The following is a 19956-nucleotide window of genomic DNA, read 5'->3' as shown; positions in this document are numbered from 1 at the left end:
TGTGACCCGTCATCCAAAGCTTCTCGCGCTGACCGCCGGTCTGATTTCGGCAATCGGATTCGCGCCGCTGAACCTGTGGCCGGTGACGCTGTTCGCTGGTTGGTTGATCATCTCGTTGACCCGCGATGCGCCCAACCTGCGCGGCGCACTGGCGCGCGGATATTGGTTCGGGTTCGGAAATTTTGTCATTGGTCTCAATTGGATAGCGGGTGCGTTCCGGTTTCAGGAGACGATGCCGACATGGTTGGGATATGTCGCGGTCGTCGCGCTGGCATTCTACCTGGCGGTCTATCCGGCGATGGCGGCGGGGGTGGCGTGGCGCGGGCGCAGGCAGCCGGTGGCGTTCGTGCTGTTCTTTGCATTTGCGTGGGTGCTGACCGAATATCTGCGCGCGACGATGTTTACCGGATTTGCGTGGAACCCGATCGGCATGATCTGGCTAACGACGCCGGTGGCGGGATTCGCGCGGTGGATCGGGACCTATGGGCTGTCGGGGCTGGTCATGCTGGTCGCGGGGCTGGCCATGCTGGTGTGGCACGACCGCCGCCGCCTGTGGCCCTATGGCGCCGGCACGCTCGTCGCCCTGCCCCTGGTCGGCTGGCTCATCACGGTGTCCGATCCGGGCACGACGACCCGCCAGATCCGCGTGGTGCAGGCCAATATCGGCCAAGCGGTCAAGCAGGACCCGGCCTATGACGCGCGTAATTTTCAGGCGCTGACCCGGCTGACCGGCCCGCCGGGCGCCACCCCGCGCCTGATCCTGTGGCCCGAGGCGGCGGTCCCCTATTTCCTGGAGGAGGAACGCTGGGCGCGCGAGCGGATCGCCAAACTGATGGGGCCGAACGACGTCATCATGACCGGCGGCGACGCGCTGGTCTATAACGACAAGGGCGACGTGACCGCGGCGAGCAATTCGCTGTTTGCGATGACGGCGGACGCCAAACTGATCGCCCGCTACGACAAGTCGCACCTGGTCCCCTATGGCGAATATCTGCCGATGCGGCCGATATTGTCGGCCATCGGCCTGTCGCGACTGGTCCCCGGCGACCTTGATTTCCTGCCCGGCCCCGGCCCGCTGAGCTATCCCCTGCCCGGCTTTGGCAAGATCGGCGTGCAGATTTGTTACGAGATCATCTTTTCCGGACAGGTCGTGGACAGCGCCCATCGCCCCGATTTCCTGTTCAATCCGTCGAACGATGCGTGGTTCGGGGCATGGGGGCCGCCGCAACATCTGGCGCAGGCCCGGATGCGCGCGCTGGAAGAAGGAATGCCGATCGTGCGCGCGACACCGACCGGGATTTCGGCGGTCATCGACGCCAATGGCCGTATTGTCACCGCGCTGCCGATGGGCAAGGCGGGCTTTATCAAGACGACCATCCCCGCAGTCATTTCACCAACCCCGTTCGCGCGATATGGAAACATTCTCTCCATCGCATTCGCATTTTTCTTGGGACTGACGGGCGTTGCGATTGGCTGGCGACGTCGTTAAAGGGCCGGACATAAAGTTTCCTTTATATCTGCACAGGACACCCCATGCGTTCAAGCTTCCTCTTTACTTCCGAGAGTGTTTCCGAAGGTCATCCCGACAAGGTCGCCGACCAGATTTCGGACACGGTGGTCGATCTGTTCCTGGCCAAGGACCCGCAGGCGCGCGTGGCGTGCGAGACGCTGGTGACGACGCAACGCGTTGTTCTGGCAGGCGAAGTTCGCGGCAACGGGATGATCGACACCGACGGCAACTGGGCCGATGGGGCACTCGCCGAGATCGAGGCTGCAGTACGCGCCACGGTCAAAAGAATCGGATACGAACAGGACGGCTTTCACTGGGACACGCTGGAGTTCGCAAACTACCTCCACCCGCAGTCGGCGCACATCGCGCAGGGCGTCGATGAAAGCGGCAACAAGGACGAGGGTGCGGGCGACCAGGGCATTATGTTCGGCTACGCGACCGACGAGACGCCCGACCTGATGCCCGCAACGCTTTATTATTCGCACAAGATCCTGGAGCGGATGGCGGCGGACCGTCATTCGGGCGTGGCCCCCTTTCTGGAACCCGATGCCAAGAGCCAGGTGACGCTGCGGTATGAAAACGAAGTGCCGGTCGAGGCGACCGCGCTGGTGGTTTCGACGCAGCACGCGGTCGATTATTGCCTGCCGTGGGAAAGCGATGGCGAGAGCGGCGGCGACGAAGCCAAATATGCCACCCTCCGCGACTATGTGATCGGCGTGTTCAGGGACGTGCTGCCCGACGGTTTCATCACCGACAGCACGGTGATCCACGTCAACCCGACCGGCCGGTTCGAGATCGGCGGCCCTGATGGCGATGCCGGTGTTACCGGGCGCAAGATCATCGTGGACACTTACGGCGGCGCGTCACCGCATGGCGGCGGCGCGTTTTCGGGTAAGGATCCGACCAAAGTGGATCGTTCGGCCGCCTATGTGACGCGCTATCTGGCCAAAAACGTGGTCGCGGCGGGCCTGGCGCGGCGCTGCACGATCCAATTGTCCTATGCGATCGGCGTGGCCGAGCCGCTGTCGGTCTATGTCGACCTGCATGGGACGGGGACCGTGGACGAGGCCGTCCTGGAGGCGGCCCTGCCCAAATTGGTGCGCCTGACGCCCAAGGGCATCCGCACGCATCTGGGTCTGAATAAGGCCATCTATCAGCCGAGCGCGGCTTACGGGCATTTCGGACGCAAGGCGGACGGGGACTTTTTCAGCTGGGAGAAGACCGATCTGGTGGATCAGTTGCGGGCTGAACTGGGGTAATCGGCCAATCCGTCACCCCGGCGGAGGCCGGAGCCTATACGGCTGTCGGGTTTGGTGCACGGTCTGGGGACGGGTGCGTAAGTTTTTGGACGTGCGCGCATTTTTGTAGGGATGGGTATTTTCGGACGCCCGTATAGACCCCGGCCTTCGCCGCGGTGACGGTGATAGCTTGGTCGTCAATTTGGTGCAGGTCGGGGCCTGCCGCTTCCCTCTCCCCTTGAAAGGGCGACTTGCGTAGCAAGCGGGATGAGGGTTCTTTTTTGAGGGTGGCGCTTGTCCGTTAGGAAAACCCTCGCCCCAACCCGCTCCCCCCGAGGGGAGAGAGTTGGGAAGAACCCTCCCCTTGCTTAGGCCAGCGTCCGCACTTTGGGCTCACGATCCCAGTGGCGTTTTGGGGCGACGTCGGCGAAGTCCTTAAGCGCCACCACGCCGTCGTCGGGCTCCACCCCGGCCTTGTCGAGCAACGCCTGCGCGCCTTTATTGTGGCCGATGGTCTTCACATGGGCGTAAGCGTCCATGACGAACTGCACTGCCGCGCTTTCCTTCGACAATTTGGCCGCAGCCGCTTCGGTCAGGATGATCGCGACCGCATCGAACAGGACCGATGGCGAACCGGCAAGCTGGCCGTCGGCCTTCAGAATGCCGCCCTTGACCGAGATGCCGCCCACTTTCGGCGCGATCAGCAGCGCGCTGCCGCCCGCATCCTCGACCGCCTTGAACACCATGTCGATCTCGGCTTTGTCGGATCCTTCGTCGAACAGGATGCCGACCTTGCGACCAGGCATGATTGGGTCGCCCTTCTTGACGATCGAAAGCGCGTCGGATGTATCCATATCGAACGGGGCCCGCGCCGCCTTCGATGCGGCGGGCAGGTCCATCGCCAGCCCGTCGGCAACGCGCTGCGCCAGACCCTCGTCGACGTTGCGCAGGTTGGCGATCATCCGCAAACGCACCGGCTCCAGCGCCACCTTCGACAATTCGAAGACGATGGCCGAGGCCAGATGCGCCTGTTCGATGGGCGCCTGCGATCGGAAGAACATCCGCGCCTGACTGTAGTGATCGGCGAACAATTCGGACCGGACCCGCAGTTTCTGCGTCGGGTCGTTGCGCTCGTCGTTCGTCGGCACGGTCGTAAAGCCGGTCTGCGGAGCCTCTCGCGGGCCACCGTCCTCACCCGCTTCGCCAAGGCTGTTGGGCTCGTAATTCGCCCGGCCCTTCGGCACCATCGTCTGCATCATGCCGTCGCGCTGGAAGTTGCCGAACGGGCATTTCGGGGCGTTGATCGGGATCTGGTGGAAGTTGGTCGTCCCGAGCCGCGACTTCTGCGTGTCGAGATAAGAGAACAGCCGACCCTGCAACAAGGGATCGTTCGAAAAGTCGATGCCGGGAACGACGTTGGTCGGCAGGAAAGCGACCTGTTCGGTTTCGGCAAAAAAATTGTCGGCGTTGCGGTTCAGGACCATGCGCCCGATGACCTGCAACGGCAGGACCTCCTCCGGGATGATCTTGGTCGAATCGAGGACATCATAGGGCAGCGACGCGGCAAATTCCTCGTCGAAGACCTGCAGCGATAGTTCCCATTCGGGATAGTCGCCGCGCTCGATCGCCTCGAACAGGTCGCGACGGTGAAAGTCGGGATCGGCACCCGCGATCTTGACCGCCTCGTCCCAGCAGGTCGACTGCGCGCCGAGCTTCGGACGCCAATGGAACTTGACGAAGGTAACGTCGCCCTTGGCATTGACCATCTGGAACGTGTGGACGCCGAACCCCTCCATCATCCTTAGCGAGCGCGGCAGGGTGCGATCGGACATGGCCCACATGATCATGTGCGTCGATTCGGGTATCAGCGAGATGAAGTCCCAGAACGTGTCATGGGCGGAGGCGGCCTGCGGATAGCCCTTGTCGGCCTCCATCTTGACCGAATGGATCAGGTCGGGAAACTTGATCGCGTCCTGGATGAAAAAGACCGGGATGTTGTTGCCGACCAGATCCCAATTGCCCTGTTGCGTGTAGAATTTGACGGCGAACCCGCGGACGTCGCGTGGGGTATCGACCGAACCCGAGCCGCCCGCCACTGTCGAAAAGCGCGCGAATACGGGAACCTGTTCGCCGACTTTCTGGAACAGGCCGGCCTTGGTCAGTTGGGGAATGGCGGCGGTGCATTCGAAATAGCCGTGCGCCCCCGAACCGCGGGCATGGACGATCCGTTCGGGGATGCGTTCATGGTCGAAGTGAAAGATTTTTTCGCGGAGGACGAAATCCTCAAGCAGCGCGGGACCACGTGCGCCCGCCTTCAGCGAGTTCTGATTGTCGGAAATCGCGAGGCCGTGGTTGGTGGTGATATAAGGGCCGCTGTTGGTCTGGTGCGTCTCCCCGCCGTTGCCGGTGGTGGTGGTCACGGTGTTTTTAACGGTATTGGGGGGGGTCTTGTCCTTGGTCGCCATCTGGATTTCCTCGCATAAGTCATGAGATGAACGAGGGGGTCTGGCCATGGTTGCCGGGCGGTCGGAATTTGTTTTCGGGCGCGGCGCTCGACCTGTGCGCAACACGCTCTATACGCGCACCGATGTCAGACCCACTTACCATCGGCAGGCTGTACGGACGGCGCATGGGGCACAAGCTGCGCGGCGGGCAGTCGGCGCTGGTCGAGGAATTGCTGCCGCAACTGTCGGTGCCCGATGGGCCGTTGAACGCGGTCGCGCTGTTCGGTGACGATCGCCCGCTGGAGCTCGAGATCGGGTTTGGCGCGGGCGAGCATCTGGCGGGACAGGCGGGGATGCGGCCCGGCAGCGGGTTTATCGGCTGCGAACCGTTCCTGAACGGGATGGTCGGTGCCTTGCAGCATATCGACGAACGCGGCCTGACCAATGTCGTGCTGCATATGGGGGATGCGCTTGACGTGCTGAACCGCCTGCCCGATGCGTCGCTGGAGACGGTCTATCTGCTCCACCCCGATCCGTGGCCAAAGGCGCGTCATGCCAAGCGGCGGTTCATGAACACCGGCCCGATCGACATGATTGCCGCCAAGCTGAAACCCGGCGGGGAGTTTCGGTTCGGGACCGATCACCCGATCTATGTCGCCCACGCGATGATGATCATGGGCGCGCGGCGCGATTTTGCATGGCAGGTCGAAGCCGCCCACGATTTCCTGACGCGCCCCGATGACTGGGTCGAGACCCGCTACGAACGCAAGGCGCGGCGGCTGGGGCATGAGGTGTGGTATTTTCGGTATCTGCGGGTTTGATCACCAGCCATGTCTCGCGCCGCGAGAACCACGCGATCGGAGAACAGCCATGACCAACCAAGCCATCGTGCCGCAGGGCGTTCATCCGCCCCTGGGTGCCTACAGCCATGCAGTGTCAACCCGCGGCACAGGTCGGACGCTATACGTATCGGGGCAACTCGGCATTAGCCTCGAAGGAAAGACGCCCCGCACCTTTGCCGAGCAAGCGAGCCAATGCTGGCGCAACATCGTTGCAATCCTGGCTGCGGACGGCATGACCATCCATGACTCGGTCAAGATTACAACATATCTCACCGACATCGGCAATGCGCGATCCCTGGCAAGCATCCGTGAGCCGTTTCTACAAGGCGCCCGTCCCGCGTCGACGCTGATCGCGGTGGCGGCGCTGGTAATGCCCGAATGGTTGATCGAGGTGGAGGCGATCGCGTTCAGGGCGGATGCTTCGTGAGCGCAACGCGCGAGGCGCAAGTCTGCACGCTGAAATGGCTGGCCGAGACGTTGGTCGCGAAATAACCAATCCTATTGCGCCCTTAAATATTTATGACAGCTGGAAAATTGGAGCTTGTGGCAGCCAGTTGATCGGCTACGAGCACGCATGGCCGCGCCCGTCTCACCTAAACCCGCAATCTCGCATCAACAGCGAAAGTCAGATCGAAAGCGCGCTGCGATCATTCGTGCTGCGATCAAGGTGATCAACGTCAAGAGCTACGCGCTAGCGACAATGAGCGAGATTGCAGCTGGCCTGGATCTTCGCGATGCGACGCTCTATTATTATTTCGAGAATAAGCAGGCGCTGGCTTACGCGTGCCAGATACACTCGCTCGAAATATTCGAACGCCTACTCGGCGAGGCCGAAGCTGATGGCACGTCAGGCTTTGCAAAGCTAAAGCTGTTCATCGCAGGCATGCTTCACGACGCCGAGCATAACGGACCGCAGCTCTACTTCGGGGACTATTCCTTTCTCGCGGTTGCGCAGCGCGAACACGTCGGCGAATGGATCGAGCGGTTAACGAACATGTTTGAGCGCTTCCTTGAAGAAGGCATCAGCGACGGTACGGTTGTCCCCTGCGAACCAAAGGTGGTTGTGCAACTTCTCCTGGGAATGCTCATTTGGCTTGCCAAGTGGGTGCCCTCCATCAAGGGCATGACATCTGATCGGCTGATGGATTCAATTTGTGTGGCAAGCTTGAACAGCCTTGCGCGCCCTCAAAACGCATTGGCTCCATAGCGTAGGATCAAGTGCATTTCGGCTGTTCGGCGGACTGCAGCCTGCGTCCGGCCAGTGAGCCTGCTTATCTTGCGAGCGCCGCTCCACCGTCGCTAACCTTGCCGTTACGCCGGTCTACAGATGCCGGATCGTCCGTCGAATTGAAAAACCTAGGGTTTCGCTGCGTTATACACGACGACCCGCGATTTGCCCGAATGCCCATCGTGCGACGGCCGCGACGTTCTCACTCACCCCCGCTTCACAAACGCAAATGCAATTAATTGGTCAGGCGCTTTTTCTAGCTTGTTCCAGAATATCGAATATGAAATAGATTTACAAAATGACCACGTGCTGAACGAGCAGGTGGCGTAAAAGGGAGGGGAACGATTATGCGTATCACGCAGTTTTTGGGAGGCTCGTTGCTGGCGCTTGCGGTGAGCAGCCCGGCCTTGGCTCAAAATTCAGGTAATCCGGGCGTCGCTAAAGGCACCGAAGCCAACGACCCTAATGATATCATCGTGACCGCGACCAAACGCGAAACCACACTTCAGGAAACGCCAATAGCGGTGTCTGTCGTTGGCAAGAAAGCAATCGAAGACGCACAGATTCGCGATTTGCTCGATATTCAAACGCTTGTCCCATCACTGGCTGTATCTCAAAACGAAAATCTTATCAGTACGAGCTTCAGCATTCGTGGTTTCGGCAACGGCGGCAGCAACCCCGGTATCGAGCCGTCGGTCGGCGTTTTCATTGACGGCGTTTATCGGCCGCGCGGAGGCGCTCAGGTCAGCGACCTTCCAAATGTGGAGCGGGTAGAGGTTCTGCGCGGGCCGCAATCCACCCTCTTCGGCAAGAATGCTTCCGCAGGCGTGGTCAGCGTGATCACGCAAGAGCCGAAATTCAAGTATGGCGGCTCGGTTTCCGCAACCTACGGCAACTTCAACCAAGTCGTCCTAAAGGGCGACGTGACCGGGCCGATCACTAGTCAGGTAGCATTCTCGCTGTCGGGAAATTACAATAGCCGCGACGGTTATGCACGCGACTTGAATACCCGCGCGAAATTCAACGATCGCAATCGTTACGGCGTTCGTGGACAGTTATTGTTCCACCCCACCGACGCTTTAAAGATCCGTTTAATTGCAGATTACGACAAGATAGACGAAAATTGCTGCATTTCCGTCTATGCGCTTTATGGACCTACGGGCCCCGCTATCGACGCCATCGCCTCGGGCGGCCACATCATTCAGAATATGCCCTTTTCTGATACCACCCGCAACAACATCGTCGCACGAAACCTGATCGAGAATTACGGGACTTCCGGCCATATCGATTACGACTTGGGACACCTGACAATTTCGTCAATCACCGCCTATCGAGAATTCAAATCCAATTCTATCAGCGACGGCGACTTGGGCCCGGCTGACATATTGGGTGACAATCTGACGGACACAAACATCAATACATTCTCGCAAGAACTGCGGCTTGTCTCTAATTTCGATGGACCATTAAATTTTGTCGTCGGCGGTTTTTATTATAATGAAAAACTAAAGCACCAAGATCGCAATTTGTTTGGCAGGGATGCCAGGCCTTATCTTAACATACTATCACAGGGCGGCATCAGGGCCGTAGAGAGTATCCTTGGCCTCCCGGTCAACACCTTCACGCAGCCCGGCGTTGGTGACACGAACAACTATCGCGTGAACGACCGAACCTATTCGGTGTTCGGCACAGTCGATTACAAGGTTACCGACCGAATTACCCTGACGGGCGGGCTGGCGTATACCAAGGATGAAAAGGACGCGATTTCCAACGTAATTACGACCGATGCCTTTTCGGCGATCGATCTGGTTGCGCTGGGAGTCGCACTCGGTGTGCCGCCGGCGTTGGCCAACACCTCGGCCAACCCGCTGCTTCCCCTTCAAGGACTGCAATTCCTGCCGCCGTTCCTGAATTTTCCAAATGCGGTGGAGAGCGGCAAGACAAGGGACGGCAAGCTGTCCTATACGGCGCGCGCCGCCTACAAGTTTTCCGACCATCTCAACGGCTATGTTTCATACGCAACCGGATTCAAGGCGAGTTCATTCAACGTCTCGCAGGATTCCCGTCCACCGGCGTCCATATTCATCCCGGGATCGCCGGCGTCTAGTCCGCCGCCACCGTCTTCCCCCGTCCGTGACGCAGGTCTTGCGTTGCCGAACCTGACCACCGGCACACGTTTTGCAGGTCCTGAAAATTCAAGAGTTTTCGAAGTTGGCCTGAAGGGCAATTTTCATTTTGGCTCCTTCAACCTTGCTGTCTTTGATCAGCAGATCAAAGGTTTTCAAAGCGTAGCATTTACGGGCACTGGTTTTGCGTTGACCAATGCGGGCAGCAGGACTGCGCGCGGCGCCGAACTGGATGTGACAGTCAATCCAGTCAAACCACTTAGTCTTTTCTTCGCGATGACCTATCTCCACAATAGATATGACTCTTTCACTGGATCACCTTACGGCGACTTGTCGGGAGAGAAGCCGACCGGCATTCCGACATTCTCATTTTCGACTGGCGGATCCTACACACATCAATTCAACGACGGCACCAAGCTGTCGCTCCGAATGGACTATCTGCACGAGTCAAAAGTCCAGATCGTCCGGGGTTTTTCGGGGTTCTCACAAGCCGCCGGGTTTGCTGCTGCGAAAATGTTCACTCGTGAAGTCAATCTGGTGAATGCGTCAACAACGCTCGCGCTGAACAGCGGATTCGAATTATCTGTTTACGCCCGCAACCTTTTCAACACACGTTATTACACTGCGGTCGGCGATGCTGTTGCGCAGCCTGGCAGTGTGACAGGCTATCCAAACGACCCGAGAACCTACGGAATAACGGGGCGTTTTAAGTTCTGACCTGACTACGGGAACGAGGAGACCTCTCCGCAACGATCAAAACGGGATGAGCTGATAATGCGCACTAAAACACCCTGGACAGCGTTTGCGAGCGCAAGCCTTTTGGTCGTTGCGGCATGTCAAAACGGCATGAATGACGCTGGCTCCGGCCGCGTCGGCGAAATGTCAAATGCCAAATTCATAGCCAAAATCATGGACGACAAGGGTGCGCCGCTCGAAGGCGCGCTGGTAACCGTGGTGGACAACAGCCAACTGCGACTGACCACCCGGTATACCGACAAGGACGGCCGGGTCGGTTTTCCCGAAATTGCCAGCGATGAAAACAAGGTTCGTGTCCGCCACGTCGGTTTTGCCGATCAGTTGCTCGATCTGAAACCAGGCATGAAAGAGATTGAGGCAAGCCTGGTGCCTGCATCTCAGGAACAATTGCTCGCGGACTTGCCAGCGAACGTGTGGGCCGAGCGGATCAACGTGCCCACCGCCCGCATGAATACGGAGTTTCGCGTGCAGTGCATGATGTGTCACCAGATGGGCTATCCCAATACCCGCATTCACAAGGGGCGCGCCGATTGGGCTGGCGTTTATGAGCGCATGGCAAACAAGGGCACGCGTGCCCTGCTGACCCGGGAAACCCGGGACGGCATGGCCGATGCGCTGACCGCCGCGTTTGATTATCAGGGAAAGCTGGGGATGCCGCGTATCCCCGACGCGCCGAGCGGCACGGCCACCCACGTCGAAATTACCGAATGGCGACTGAAAGACAGTACGCACAGCATGCACGACGTTGCCGTCGGTCCCGACGGGAATATCTATGGCGTAGACACAATTGGCAGCAACATCTGGCGCCTGAATCCGAAAACCAACGAGATCAAGGAGTTGGCCGACCTCAGGCCAAAGAACCGGCCCGAGGGCTCACCGTTGCTGCTGCATACGGTGTTGCAGGGTCCCGATGGAAAAATGTGGTTCACCTATGCCTTGGGCAATATGATTGCGAGCCTAGACGTCACCACTAACAAGATGAAGGTGTATGAGATGTCATACGCTGCCGGCCTGTATCCGCACACCATGCGGTTCGACAAAGACGGGCAGCTTTGGTTTACGGTCAGCCATACGAATCAGCTTGGAACGATCGACCCTGTAACGGACAAGATTGTCCTCTACGCAATGCCAACGCGCACACAAGTTCAAGCCGACGCGGCCAATCCCGCACGCGCCATGCAGGAGATGCTGAAGCAGCGCGCAGGTAACGATGTTATCGCCGCGCAGGACGAAATTAACGCTATCCCTTACGGTATTGCCGTCACGCCCGATGGCAAAATCTGGTTCAGCCAGTTCAACAGTCGCCGCATCGGCTATTTCGACAAAAAGACAAAAAAGTTTAAAATGATCGGTACGCCCTTTGGCGGTCCCCGGCGTTTCCGGTCGGACTCGAAGGGGAATTTGTGGATCCCCTCCTATGCGGAAGGAAATATCTACAAATACGACCCAGCTGCGAACAAATTCACGCGCTTCGATTTGCCGACGGGCAAGGGAGACGCGGTTTATGCGCTTGCCGTCGATCCCCGCGATGATAGCGTCTGGGCCTGCGGCACCAATTCGGACACGATGATGCATCTCGATCCGGCAACGGGAAAAGTCGTGACGTATCAGCTCCCCAGCCATGTCACCTTTTGCCGCGAAATAAATTTCGGCAAGGACGGGACCGTTTGGACCAGTTATTCACAATATCCCTCGGCGACGATAGAGGGCGGCAGTTCCGCTTTCGTGCGGATAAAACCCCTTTGACGGGCAAGGCTTTGCGCGGCGCGGCTCGAATGGTCGGGTTCTACGGATCGTGATAGTCTCAGTATGAAACGAACCCGAATCAAACTCTTCGCCATTCTTGTCGGCGCCTTCATTGCCATCAGTTTTCTTGGGGGGTCGGCATTCTGGAATATGTTGGGCCTAACCAAAGATCTCACGATCGACGGCCGGGCTGAGATTGTGAGGCCGCTGCCGGGCGGGTTCACCACAGGCTGGGCAGCCTATGGGGGTGACGGGAAAGGAACACGTTTTTCGGCGGCCGACCAGATTACCCCGGCCAATGTCCAAAATCTGGAAACAGCTTGGGAATTCCACACGGGCGCCTTTCGCGGGCACGAAAATGTTAGAAGATCGTCGGCTTTCGAAAACACGCCCATTCTTGTCGAAAACATGCTTGTCCTGTGCACCCAGTTTAATCAGGTTATTGCACTCGATCCGGCAAAGGGAACCGAATTGTGGCGGTTCGATCCTAAAATCTCGACCGACCGCAAACCAGGCAACCAGTATAATTGCAGAGGCGTATCCTACTGGAAAGGAACGCAGTCCAGCGTGGGCAGCCTATGTGCCTCACGGATATTTATGGGCACAGTAGATTCACGACTAATTGCCCTTGATGCGATTACTGGGAAGCCCTGCCCCGACTTCGGCCAACAAGGCCAGGTCCAAGTAAGACCAAGCGAACCCTTGGTGTGGCCGGGAGAATATCAAATCACCTCGGCGCCCGCCATCATAGGAAATACCGTCATTACCGGGTCGGCGATCACCGACAGCGTTCGGACTAAAGCACCGCTGGGCACGGTTCATGCCTATGACACGCGCACCGGTGCCCTGAAATGGGAGTTCAATCCTATACCCCAGGATCCGAATGACCCCGCAGCGGACAATTGGGCAGGAAATTCCGCCAGAGGAACGGGTCATGCAAATATTTGGTCGACCATTTCGGTGGATGAAGAACGCGGAATGGTTTTCCTTCCGACCTCCAGCCCGAGCCCGGATTATTATGGCGGCAATCGCGTGGGTGACAATCGCTATGCGAATTCCGTCGTCGCGCTGAATGCCGAAACGGGGAAAGTCATTTGGCAATTCCAGACGGTGCATCACGATTTATGGGATTTTGATGTCCCCGCCCAGCCGGGGCTTTATCAGGTTTGGCGCGGTGGGAAGGCGCATGACGTTGTCGCCCAGGTTACGAAGACCGGGATGGTTTTCGTTCTCGACCGCGATACCGGCAAACCGTTTCTACCGGTCGAGGAAAGGCCCGTTCCGCAAGGCGGTGTCCCCGGAGAGGTCCTCTCGCCGACCCAGCCTTTCCCGGTTAATACTCCGCTTTTGGTCAATGATCGGCTGAACCCCGCCGACGCATTTGGCATAACCTTGTGGGACAAGCTGGCTTGCTCGAACAAGATCAAGAACTTGCGAGGCGATGGCCTTTTTACCCCATCGACCGTCAAGGGCACACTGGCCTATCCTTTTTACGGGGGAGGCGCCAATTGGGGCAGCGCGGCTTACGACGCCAGTCGCAATTTAATGGTGGTGAATCTTAGCAATGTCGCGTCTTTTTCCCGACTGAACGTGAAAGAGTTGGACCGCAGAAAAACCGGTCCCATTACCGACCGCGCAGAAGCGGCCCCAATGGAAGGTGCGCCCTACACCATGTCGCGCGGGATGCTTGCCTCGCCTTTGGGCTTGCCCTGCAGCCCGCCACCATGGGGCGTCATGGCAGGGGTAGACCTTTCGACCGGAAAAATCGTCTGGCGAAGGACCATAGGAACCACGAGGGACCTTGCCCCCGCGGGAATTGCGCTTCCGTTTGGAACGCCCAATGTCGGCGGCCCTGCCATTACCCGAGGCGGCCTGATCTTTCTGGGCGCCACACTCGATAATTATCTTCGCGCTTTCGATGTCTCCAATGGCCGGGAGCTATGGAAAGGTCGCCTTCCGGCCGGGGGGCAGGCAACCCCGATGACCTATATTTATCATGGAAGGCAATATGTCGTGATTGCTGCTGGAGGTCACGCTTTTACCGGCACAAAAACCGGCGATTCCGTCATGGCGTTTGCGCTGCCCGTGCGTAGCCTCAAGTGACAAACACGTCTGGTGACGTGTCTGTTGACCGCAAAGCAGTGCCTCCGGCTATCGTGGTTTGCTCATCGTCGGCGCAAGGCCCGTTGTCAGTAACAGGAAGGAAGTAACGTGGGTAAACTGATCAGACTGGGGTTCGCCGCGTTCGTGCTTTCGATGGCGACAAGGGAAGTCTCGGCAAAGGACCAATTGTCGATGGATCGGGTGATGACAGCCGATGGAACGATTCAGGGCACGCTCGAAGGCGACGTCGCCGCATTTAAGGGAATTCCGTTTGCCGCTCCGCCCGTCGGATCGCTCCGCTGGCGAGCGCCACAGCCGGTCGTCAAATGGTCCGGCATTCGATCTGCCACCGCGTTCGGCGCGTCGTGCGTTCAGGCTAAGAGCGGTCTTGATGGAGGAAACACCCAGAGCGAGGATTGTCTGACCGCCAATGTGTGGACGAAGCGCAATCATTTGCACAAGCGCTTGCCGGTCATGGTCTGGATATATGGTGGTGGCTTCGTTGTCGGATCCAGTGCCTCGCCCTTTTATAATGGCACGCCGTTCGTCGGCAGGGACGTGGTGCTGGTCAGCTTCAATTATCGTTTGGGAAGGTTCGGCTTTTTCGCGCACCCGGCAATCGACGTTCGCTCCAATCTCGAGCCAATCGGCAATTATGGAATACAGGATCAAATTGCGGCACTCAAATGGGTCAAGAAGAACATTTCTGCGTTCGGCGGTGATCCCGAGAACGTGACTATCTTCGGCGAATCGGCGGGCGCGATTTCTGTCAATATTTTGATGACGACACCTGAAGCGAGGGGTTTGTTCGTCAAGGCAATCGCCCAGTCGGGTTTCGGACGAACCGATCCGCCATCCCTGGCCACCGCCGAAGCGAGCGGCATCGCGTTTGCAACTCGACAAGGAATTACCGGCGACGGCGCCGGGACCGCGTCAGCCCTCCGGGCGCTTTCGACGAACGCAGTTTTGGGTGAAGCCGTTACTTTGCTTGATCCAGCCATACCCAAGCCGATGATCGACGGACGCATTATTCGGGAACGCACCGATATGGCTTTTGCAAAAGGCCACCAAATGAAAATTCCTTATCTGCTTGGCGGCAACAGCTTTGAATCCAGCCTTTTTGCGTTGGTCATAAGTGCCAATCCTAGCGCGGTTTTCAAACGTAGCGGGATTTCTCAGGAAAAGGCGATCCAGTTGTTCGGAGAGGGCGATGCCATGCGGGCGGCGTTCAACCTGGCTACTGTTTCACTGATGACTGAGCCGGATCGCTATCTGGCGGATAAAGGCGTGGATGCGGGCATGCCGATATTCCGCTACTATTTTTCGTATGTCCCCAAAGCTTTGCGAGGCGCCGAACCCGGTGCGGTTCACGGCGCTGAAGTGCCCTATGTCTTTACTGCGTTGCCTGCCGTGGCGACGCGCTTGGGCGGCCGGCTCATTCCTGCAGCGAGCGCCGAGGACCGAGTGATCGCCGAAGCGATGCAGACTTACTGGACAAATTTCGCCAAGACCGGCGCGCCAGGAACCTCGGCGAACGTTCGTTGGCCTGCCTACGCGCCAGGCCAGACTACCATATTGGAAATCGGCAACGCCGGTGTCACGGTACGACCACCACTATTCCCCGAGCAACTCGACGCCGTAAAAGCAGCGGCGCAAGCTTTAGGTGCGCCCTGACAATCGGTGCGCGCAGCAACGTCGCTACTTGGTGGCTTAGCACCAGGTGCCTGTCATCTTGCAAGATTCCGGGGAATTGTTGGTTCTGCTTCCGGGCACGTTAACCCGTTTTCGAACGGCAGGCGGACGCAAGCAGACGCGCACACTCGAACTGGCGGCCGAAAAGCTCAGCGGACTTGAGAAATTAATATGGACGAAATTCGTTAAATAGTCGCGGTAAACCTGACCGGTCCGTGCTTCCAACCCGCGCCGCGTTTCTGCTTCTGAAGCAAGGCGGTAACACGATGGTAGTAAGGATCGCAGGTAGCGAAGCTGCGAATCCGCAGCAGCGATACCAGCCTCAAGGGCTTAGGTCGATAACTATGGCTTGGCCACCATGGCGAGTGGGCGCGCGAATACGACGTCGTCATATTCCCGATCCCCGACGAGAAATCGACGGGTGCCTATCTGCTTAAATCCCGCTTTCCCGTAGAATGCGATGGCCCGGTGATTGCCTGCGTAGACGCCGAGCAGCAGACGGGAGGCGTTCATCGTCTCGGCATGAGCGACCGACGCATTCATGAGCGCGGCACCCAGCTGCCTGCCATGAAACCGCGAAAGGACATAGATACGTTTCAACTCCAGATCGTTCTCGTCGGCACCTGGCAGCGTTGCCTTGGAAAGGAGCGCGTAACCGACTGGGGCGCTACCCAGCCGACTTTCGGCCAGCCACGCCGTTGCCCCTTCGTCGAGATGGCGAGCGTAAGTGGCGACATTATGCTCGCGCGCGCAGTGTGCGACGATGGCATTTCCGTCGAGAATGCCGGCAAATGTTTCAAGAAATGTCGCTGATCCAACCAATGCGAGATTGTCGAGATCATCCCGTTTCGCCCGTCTGATGATTTCAGTCATTGGCAACCCCTCGAGGTGACGTCGTGTGTTTCCAGTCGCACGTGATCTTCAAGAAAACCACACCGAATGACGTCCGGGTTTACGCGATGATAAGACAATGAGTTGGAAAGCTGCATAATGGACGGTCGTTTCATCCCGCAGTCCCGCGTTGGCGACCTGACCTATTCTTCAGCGGTTTGGCCCAGTAGCGAGCGGTAGGGCTCCGGGATCATAGTTGTATAACCAGGCCAGACTTTCAAAGCTGCCGGCCGCGGGGGGGGGCCAGCAAGAAAGCCGGTGGCCAATTCGCGGGTTACGCCTCTGCGTGGTAGAAACCGCCATATATGCGGGCCATGATCTGACAACGACCGGTGCGCAGGTATCGCTGCGCTTCGTAATCCCGAAAAGCAGCCGGGACGTCATCGGCTTTAACCGCTACGAAGCGCGCGAGTAATACTGCGTCTTCCGTCCTCGATCGGTAAACCGCGCGATAGGCGATAGTCTCGCGCACAGTTCAGTCACTAGCCGTGTCTCGCACTTCCAGAAGCCAAGCCAGTGCGTCCTCTTCATTTTCGAACAGGCGAGTGTCGGTCGAAGCGCCGAGGCGCTGCACCTGACTTCTGTGGAGCGCTGAATTTGAAATGAGCACGGCGTGTCGTTGTAAGGGAGAAGCGTTATGGATCATGCCAGCTTCGATGCTGGTCGCCACCTCACGCGACTGTACGCCGTGATTTCTGAGGTCGACAAGAACGCGGTAATCCAGCCGCGCCCTTCCCGCTCTGCGTGCTTCTTGCGCCAATCCTTCGATTTCTTCTGTGTAACGGTCGAATGTCGCTCGGTCCCAAAAACCCGTCAGGGTAAGCCTAACCAACCGATTTTTCGTATCGACTTCGATTTTGTATCCCGGAGTACTCATGAGAACATCTTAGCAAAATTAATACCGGGATAAAGGGACATTATCATGCGTCGAATAACGTGTGAATCTTGGTCCGACGCGAAGGACTGTGTAGCACGCGGCCGGTGAGGCCGCGAAACGTAGCTAGCACTAGCCCTCCCTCGAATGCTTCTGCCTCGTGATCGACACCGCCGCTTTACGATGCAAGGTAAAAGGGGGGGTGACTTTGAGCCTAAGGTTCAAATCGTGCTGTCCGATCCGGTTAACCGGGAGAGCGACTTATCGTCTTCTCAGCGCTCGAATATGGCGCTTCGTGGACCTCGGCCAACGTTTCACTATGATTTAACAGAGCAACTCGAAAATGAGTTTATCGCAATATAGCCACCAAGAGAGGGCTTCGCGCCGTCGGCAGCAGTTAAAATCCCCTATACGCGTGCGAAATCTCGCTTAGCTCTCAAGCAATCTGGAACGTAATTCGTTCATTCCGATCGCGTCAATAGCCGAGGATCGATCCCCAGAAGACAATACGTTGGCCAGGTGGCCCAGTATCTGGCTTGCCACGTCGAACTTTTGCAACGTCACTCCATGGGTCTTTAACACAGCAACATCATCACTGAGTTGCTCGCCCATATCGTCCAGCAGTTTTTGCAAAGCCGTCAACTCGCGGGCGATGGTGATGTTGCTGCTGGTCCCAAGCGTGGCAGGATCACTTTTTAAAGTGTTGGCAGCCGGGCTAACAACTTGTCCCGCACGGACAGATGCCTGAATTTGGTCAACGCGCGCCTGGTCGCTGGTGGCTAGCTGGGGGATCCACGTGCCCCTGCGCCAACCGGCCACCGAAATACTTCCCTCAAATCTCACGCCACAGCGCGCGTTCGCCTGCCAGACAACCACGCCACCGATTTCAAGATCCAATCGCCTTAAAGTCAAATGTTCGCCGACACGAGGCAACGCCGCACCCTCCAGCAGGGCACCAGTCTCCGAAAGATTTTTGATTCTTACAGCACCCTTCAGGTCCCCTGCCTCAATCGCTCCGGACAGCAACAAGTTGGTCCGGGGTGATCTGGCGACTTTGCTGCAGTTATCTGCCTGGCTCGCGTCAGCGTCACATAACTCCTGTCGACGTTCAAGCACCGAGATGGGGCTGGCTGCCGCCAGCGTCAAAATTGAGGGGATGAGCCATTACCGAAACTCCTGCGTCGCTGGATCCCCACCCACCGAGTCCAAAGTATGGACAAGAACACTTAATATCTGGTTGCTGCGGAGCCACCCGCAAAAACGCGTCCTCAGCGAAATCTTGCTAGGCGCGATGGCTAGCACGTGTGACCTGCTGCGAATATCGAATTGGCCTCGAGGATCTTTGGCTCCGTATCGAAGGCGGACGTCGGTTCATCAAGAATAAGTCCTGGTGATCAGCGCACGCGTGATCGCCATACGCTGCGCTGTCCGCTTGCCGGGCTCGCTGTAGTATTTCGCCCAACCTGATGGCGCCGGTCCGCCGTCCCCGATTATCGATCAGTTCACCACTGCAGCCTCACGCCACAAGTCCAGACCGATAAAGAAAAATGGCTAGCGAGTCTCCGAGCTACCTGACCGATCAAACCCGTCGGGAAACCGCTCCAATTCGACAACCGCTTTTTGGATCGCTTCGAGGCTGAGGCCAACGCGCTGTGCTGCCCGCTTGAATTCAGGTGCGTCAGGGTCAAGAGATACAGCAGGCCAATTGGCCTGCAGCTCGGCAACCGTCCCTCGCAAATGCGATAAGGCCCTGCGGAAGTTAACCAGTTCGGGGGATGCCGGAGCGGCGGCGACGAATTTTCCCAGACAGCCAAGTAGCTTCGCTAGTTGAAGTCGCATTACAACGATCTCATTACGCCAGCGATCCGGCCGTTGCAATAGAGCGGCGTTGGCGGTCTGAACTGTTTCGCGCATCTCTCCGATCACTTGGCGCAAGTCGGCAGTAAGCACTGAACCCTCCATTATTGGTCTGTCAGCGGGCGAGCCCTGGCCGACGGTTGGCTTTTAATATCGCCACTGTCCCCTGAGAGGTATAACAAACCGTTGAATTGTCGAGTATGACTAAGCTGTCATAATACGTTTGCCGAGCAACTGACGGAACGTGCCCCCCTGTTCAAAGATTGATCGTTGCGAGTTGGCCCAGTTCGAGCGTCATCATTACTCGAGCAACGCATCCATTTGTCACAGGCCATAATCATGGTCGCCATGGGCGGCGTCATGTTAGGCAGAAATGCTCATCCCTGATTTTCCAAACGGACTCTAAGGGCACAGGCAGCCGGATCGAATACCGTAAAAAGTTCGGCACGGTCGGTGGCATCTGGAAGCAGTGCCTCAACGTTTGATGCGGGCACGTCGTTCGCGGGTCTGAAACCTTAAATCTGTAATCGTCAGCGGCGGCCCGATCGCCGCGGACGATTGCCAGCTTATACCAGACATCAAGCATGGGCCGGGTGGCAGAGCATCAGATTACGCCTGATTCTGGGCCGGGCCAGAATCCACATCAACATCA

At 58.0% G+C, this 19956-nt stretch carries 14 protein-coding genes; 9 read left to right on the top strand and 5 right to left on the bottom strand.

The genetic code is table 11. The annotated features are described in order from the left end of the window. The first annotated feature begins 1 nt into the window (after window position 1). Together lnt and metK are read left to right on the top strand one after the other, a co-directional pair. The gene (gene lnt / locus Q0R02_RS12820) at window positions 2-1489 is read left to right on the top strand and encodes an apolipoprotein N-acyltransferase (protein WP_293884076.1); all 1488 of its coding nucleotides are present in this window, start codon (window positions 2-4) and stop codon (window positions 1487-1489) included. Between the two features lie 44 nt (window positions 1490-1533). After that, complete coding sequence (gene metK / locus Q0R02_RS12815) at window positions 1534-2769, top strand: methionine adenosyltransferase (protein WP_293884075.1); 1236 nt, start codon at window positions 1534-1536, stop codon at window positions 2767-2769. A gap of 347 nt (window positions 2770-3116) precedes the next feature. Here metK and Q0R02_RS12810 read toward each other — a convergent pair whose 3' ends face one another. Beyond that, entirely contained in the window at window positions 3117-5213 is a 2097-nt protein-coding gene (locus Q0R02_RS12810; RefSeq protein ID WP_293884073.1) for a catalase, read from the bottom strand. A gap of 122 nt (window positions 5214-5335) precedes the next feature. On the opposite strand from Q0R02_RS12810, the gene Q0R02_RS12805 reads away from it, so the two are divergent. The 7 genes from Q0R02_RS12805 (at window position 5336) to Q0R02_RS12775 (ending at window position 15664) form a co-directional block, all read left to right on the top strand. Then, the gene (locus Q0R02_RS12805; protein WP_293884071.1) at window positions 5336-6013 is read left to right on the top strand and encodes a tRNA (guanosine(46)-N(7))-methyltransferase TrmB; all 678 of its coding nucleotides are present in this window, start codon (window positions 5336-5338) and stop codon (window positions 6011-6013) included. A 49-nt stretch (window positions 6014-6062) separates the two neighbouring features. After that, the gene (locus Q0R02_RS12800) at window positions 6063-6461 is read left to right on the top strand and encodes a RidA family protein (protein WP_293884069.1); all 399 of its coding nucleotides are present in this window, start codon (window positions 6063-6065) and stop codon (window positions 6459-6461) included. Between the two features lie 147 nt (window positions 6462-6608). Beyond that, window positions 6609-7241 carry a TetR/AcrR family transcriptional regulator gene (locus Q0R02_RS12795; protein WP_293884067.1) on the top strand — a complete coding sequence of 211 codons (633 nt, stop codon included), beginning with the start codon at window positions 6609-6611 and terminating at the stop codon, window positions 7239-7241. A 368-nt stretch (window positions 7242-7609) separates the two neighbouring features. Beyond that, window positions 7610-10102: a TonB-dependent receptor gene (locus Q0R02_RS12790; protein WP_293884065.1), complete on the top strand. Its 2493-nt coding sequence runs from the start codon at window positions 7610-7612 to the stop codon at window positions 10100-10102. Window positions 10103-10231: 129 nt separating this feature from the next. Continuing rightward, complete coding sequence (locus Q0R02_RS12785; protein WP_293884063.1) at window positions 10232-11887, top strand: hypothetical protein; 1656 nt, start codon at window positions 10232-10234, stop codon at window positions 11885-11887. Window positions 11888-11950: 63 nt separating this feature from the next. Then, window positions 11951-13990: a pyrroloquinoline quinone-dependent dehydrogenase gene (locus tag Q0R02_RS12780; protein WP_293884061.1), complete on the top strand. Its 2040-nt coding sequence runs from the start codon at window positions 11951-11953 to the stop codon at window positions 13988-13990. A 108-nt stretch (window positions 13991-14098) separates the two neighbouring features. Next, window positions 14099-15664 carry a carboxylesterase family protein gene (locus Q0R02_RS12775; protein WP_293884060.1) on the top strand — a complete coding sequence of 522 codons (1566 nt, stop codon included), beginning with the start codon at window positions 14099-14101 and terminating at the stop codon, window positions 15662-15664. Between the two features lie 360 nt (window positions 15665-16024). Here the strand turns inward: Q0R02_RS12775 and Q0R02_RS12770 are convergent, their stop codons facing one another. The 4 genes from Q0R02_RS12770 to Q0R02_RS12755 all read right to left on the bottom strand — a co-directional run bounded on the left by Q0R02_RS12770 (window position 16025) and on the right by Q0R02_RS12755 (window position 19397). After that, a complete protein-coding gene (locus tag Q0R02_RS12770; protein WP_293884059.1) occupies window positions 16025-16555 on the bottom strand; it encodes a GNAT family N-acetyltransferase in 531 nt (176 codons plus the stop codon). Window positions 16556-17048: 493 nt separating this feature from the next. Then, on the bottom strand, window positions 17049-17450 hold the full coding sequence (locus tag Q0R02_RS12765) for a hypothetical protein (protein ID WP_293884058.1): 402 nt from the start codon (window positions 17448-17450) through the stop codon (window positions 17049-17051). Between the two features lie 426 nt (window positions 17451-17876). Continuing rightward, entirely contained in the window at window positions 17877-18563 is a 687-nt protein-coding gene (locus tag Q0R02_RS12760; protein ID WP_293884106.1) for a PilZ domain-containing protein, read from the bottom strand. A gap of 435 nt (window positions 18564-18998) precedes the next feature. Continuing rightward, window positions 18999-19397, bottom strand: a complete 399-nt coding sequence (locus Q0R02_RS12755) for a hypothetical protein (RefSeq protein ID WP_293884057.1) — start codon at window positions 19395-19397, stop codon at window positions 18999-19001. Between the last annotated feature and the right edge of the window lie 559 nt (window positions 19398-19956).

The organism is Sphingomonas sp., from assembly GCF_025353885.1.
GTDB lineage: Bacteria > Pseudomonadota > Alphaproteobacteria > Sphingomonadales > Sphingomonadaceae > Sphingomonas_O.
The sequence above is the reverse complement of the archived record's forward strand: the minus strand, read 5'-3'. Positions and strand labels throughout refer to the sequence as shown.

Coding starts and splice junctions, on each gene's coding strand:
- metK (WP_293884075.1), top strand. CDS start 1,534: ATGCGTTCAAGCTTCCTCTTTACTTCCGAGAGTGTTTCCGAAGGTCAT.
- Q0R02_RS12810 (WP_293884073.1), bottom strand. CDS start 5,213: ATGGCGACCAAGGACAAGACCCCCCCCAATACCGTTAAAAACACCGTG.
- Q0R02_RS12805 (WP_293884071.1), top strand. CDS start 5,336: ATGTCAGACCCACTTACCATCGGCAGGCTGTACGGACGGCGCATGGGG.
- Q0R02_RS12800 (WP_293884069.1), top strand. CDS start 6,063: ATGACCAACCAAGCCATCGTGCCGCAGGGCGTTCATCCGCCCCTGGGT.
- Q0R02_RS12795 (WP_293884067.1), top strand. CDS start 6,609: ATGGCCGCGCCCGTCTCACCTAAACCCGCAATCTCGCATCAACAGCGA.
- Q0R02_RS12790 (WP_293884065.1), top strand. CDS start 7,610: ATGCGTATCACGCAGTTTTTGGGAGGCTCGTTGCTGGCGCTTGCGGTG.
- Q0R02_RS12785 (WP_293884063.1), top strand. CDS start 10,232: ATGAATGACGCTGGCTCCGGCCGCGTCGGCGAAATGTCAAATGCCAAA.
- Q0R02_RS12780 (WP_293884061.1), top strand. CDS start 11,951: ATGAAACGAACCCGAATCAAACTCTTCGCCATTCTTGTCGGCGCCTTC.
- Q0R02_RS12770 (WP_293884059.1), bottom strand. CDS start 16,555: ATGACTGAAATCATCAGACGGGCGAAACGGGATGATCTCGACAATCTC.
- Q0R02_RS12765 (WP_293884058.1), bottom strand. CDS start 17,450: ATGAGTACTCCGGGATACAAAATCGAAGTCGATACGAAAAATCGGTTG.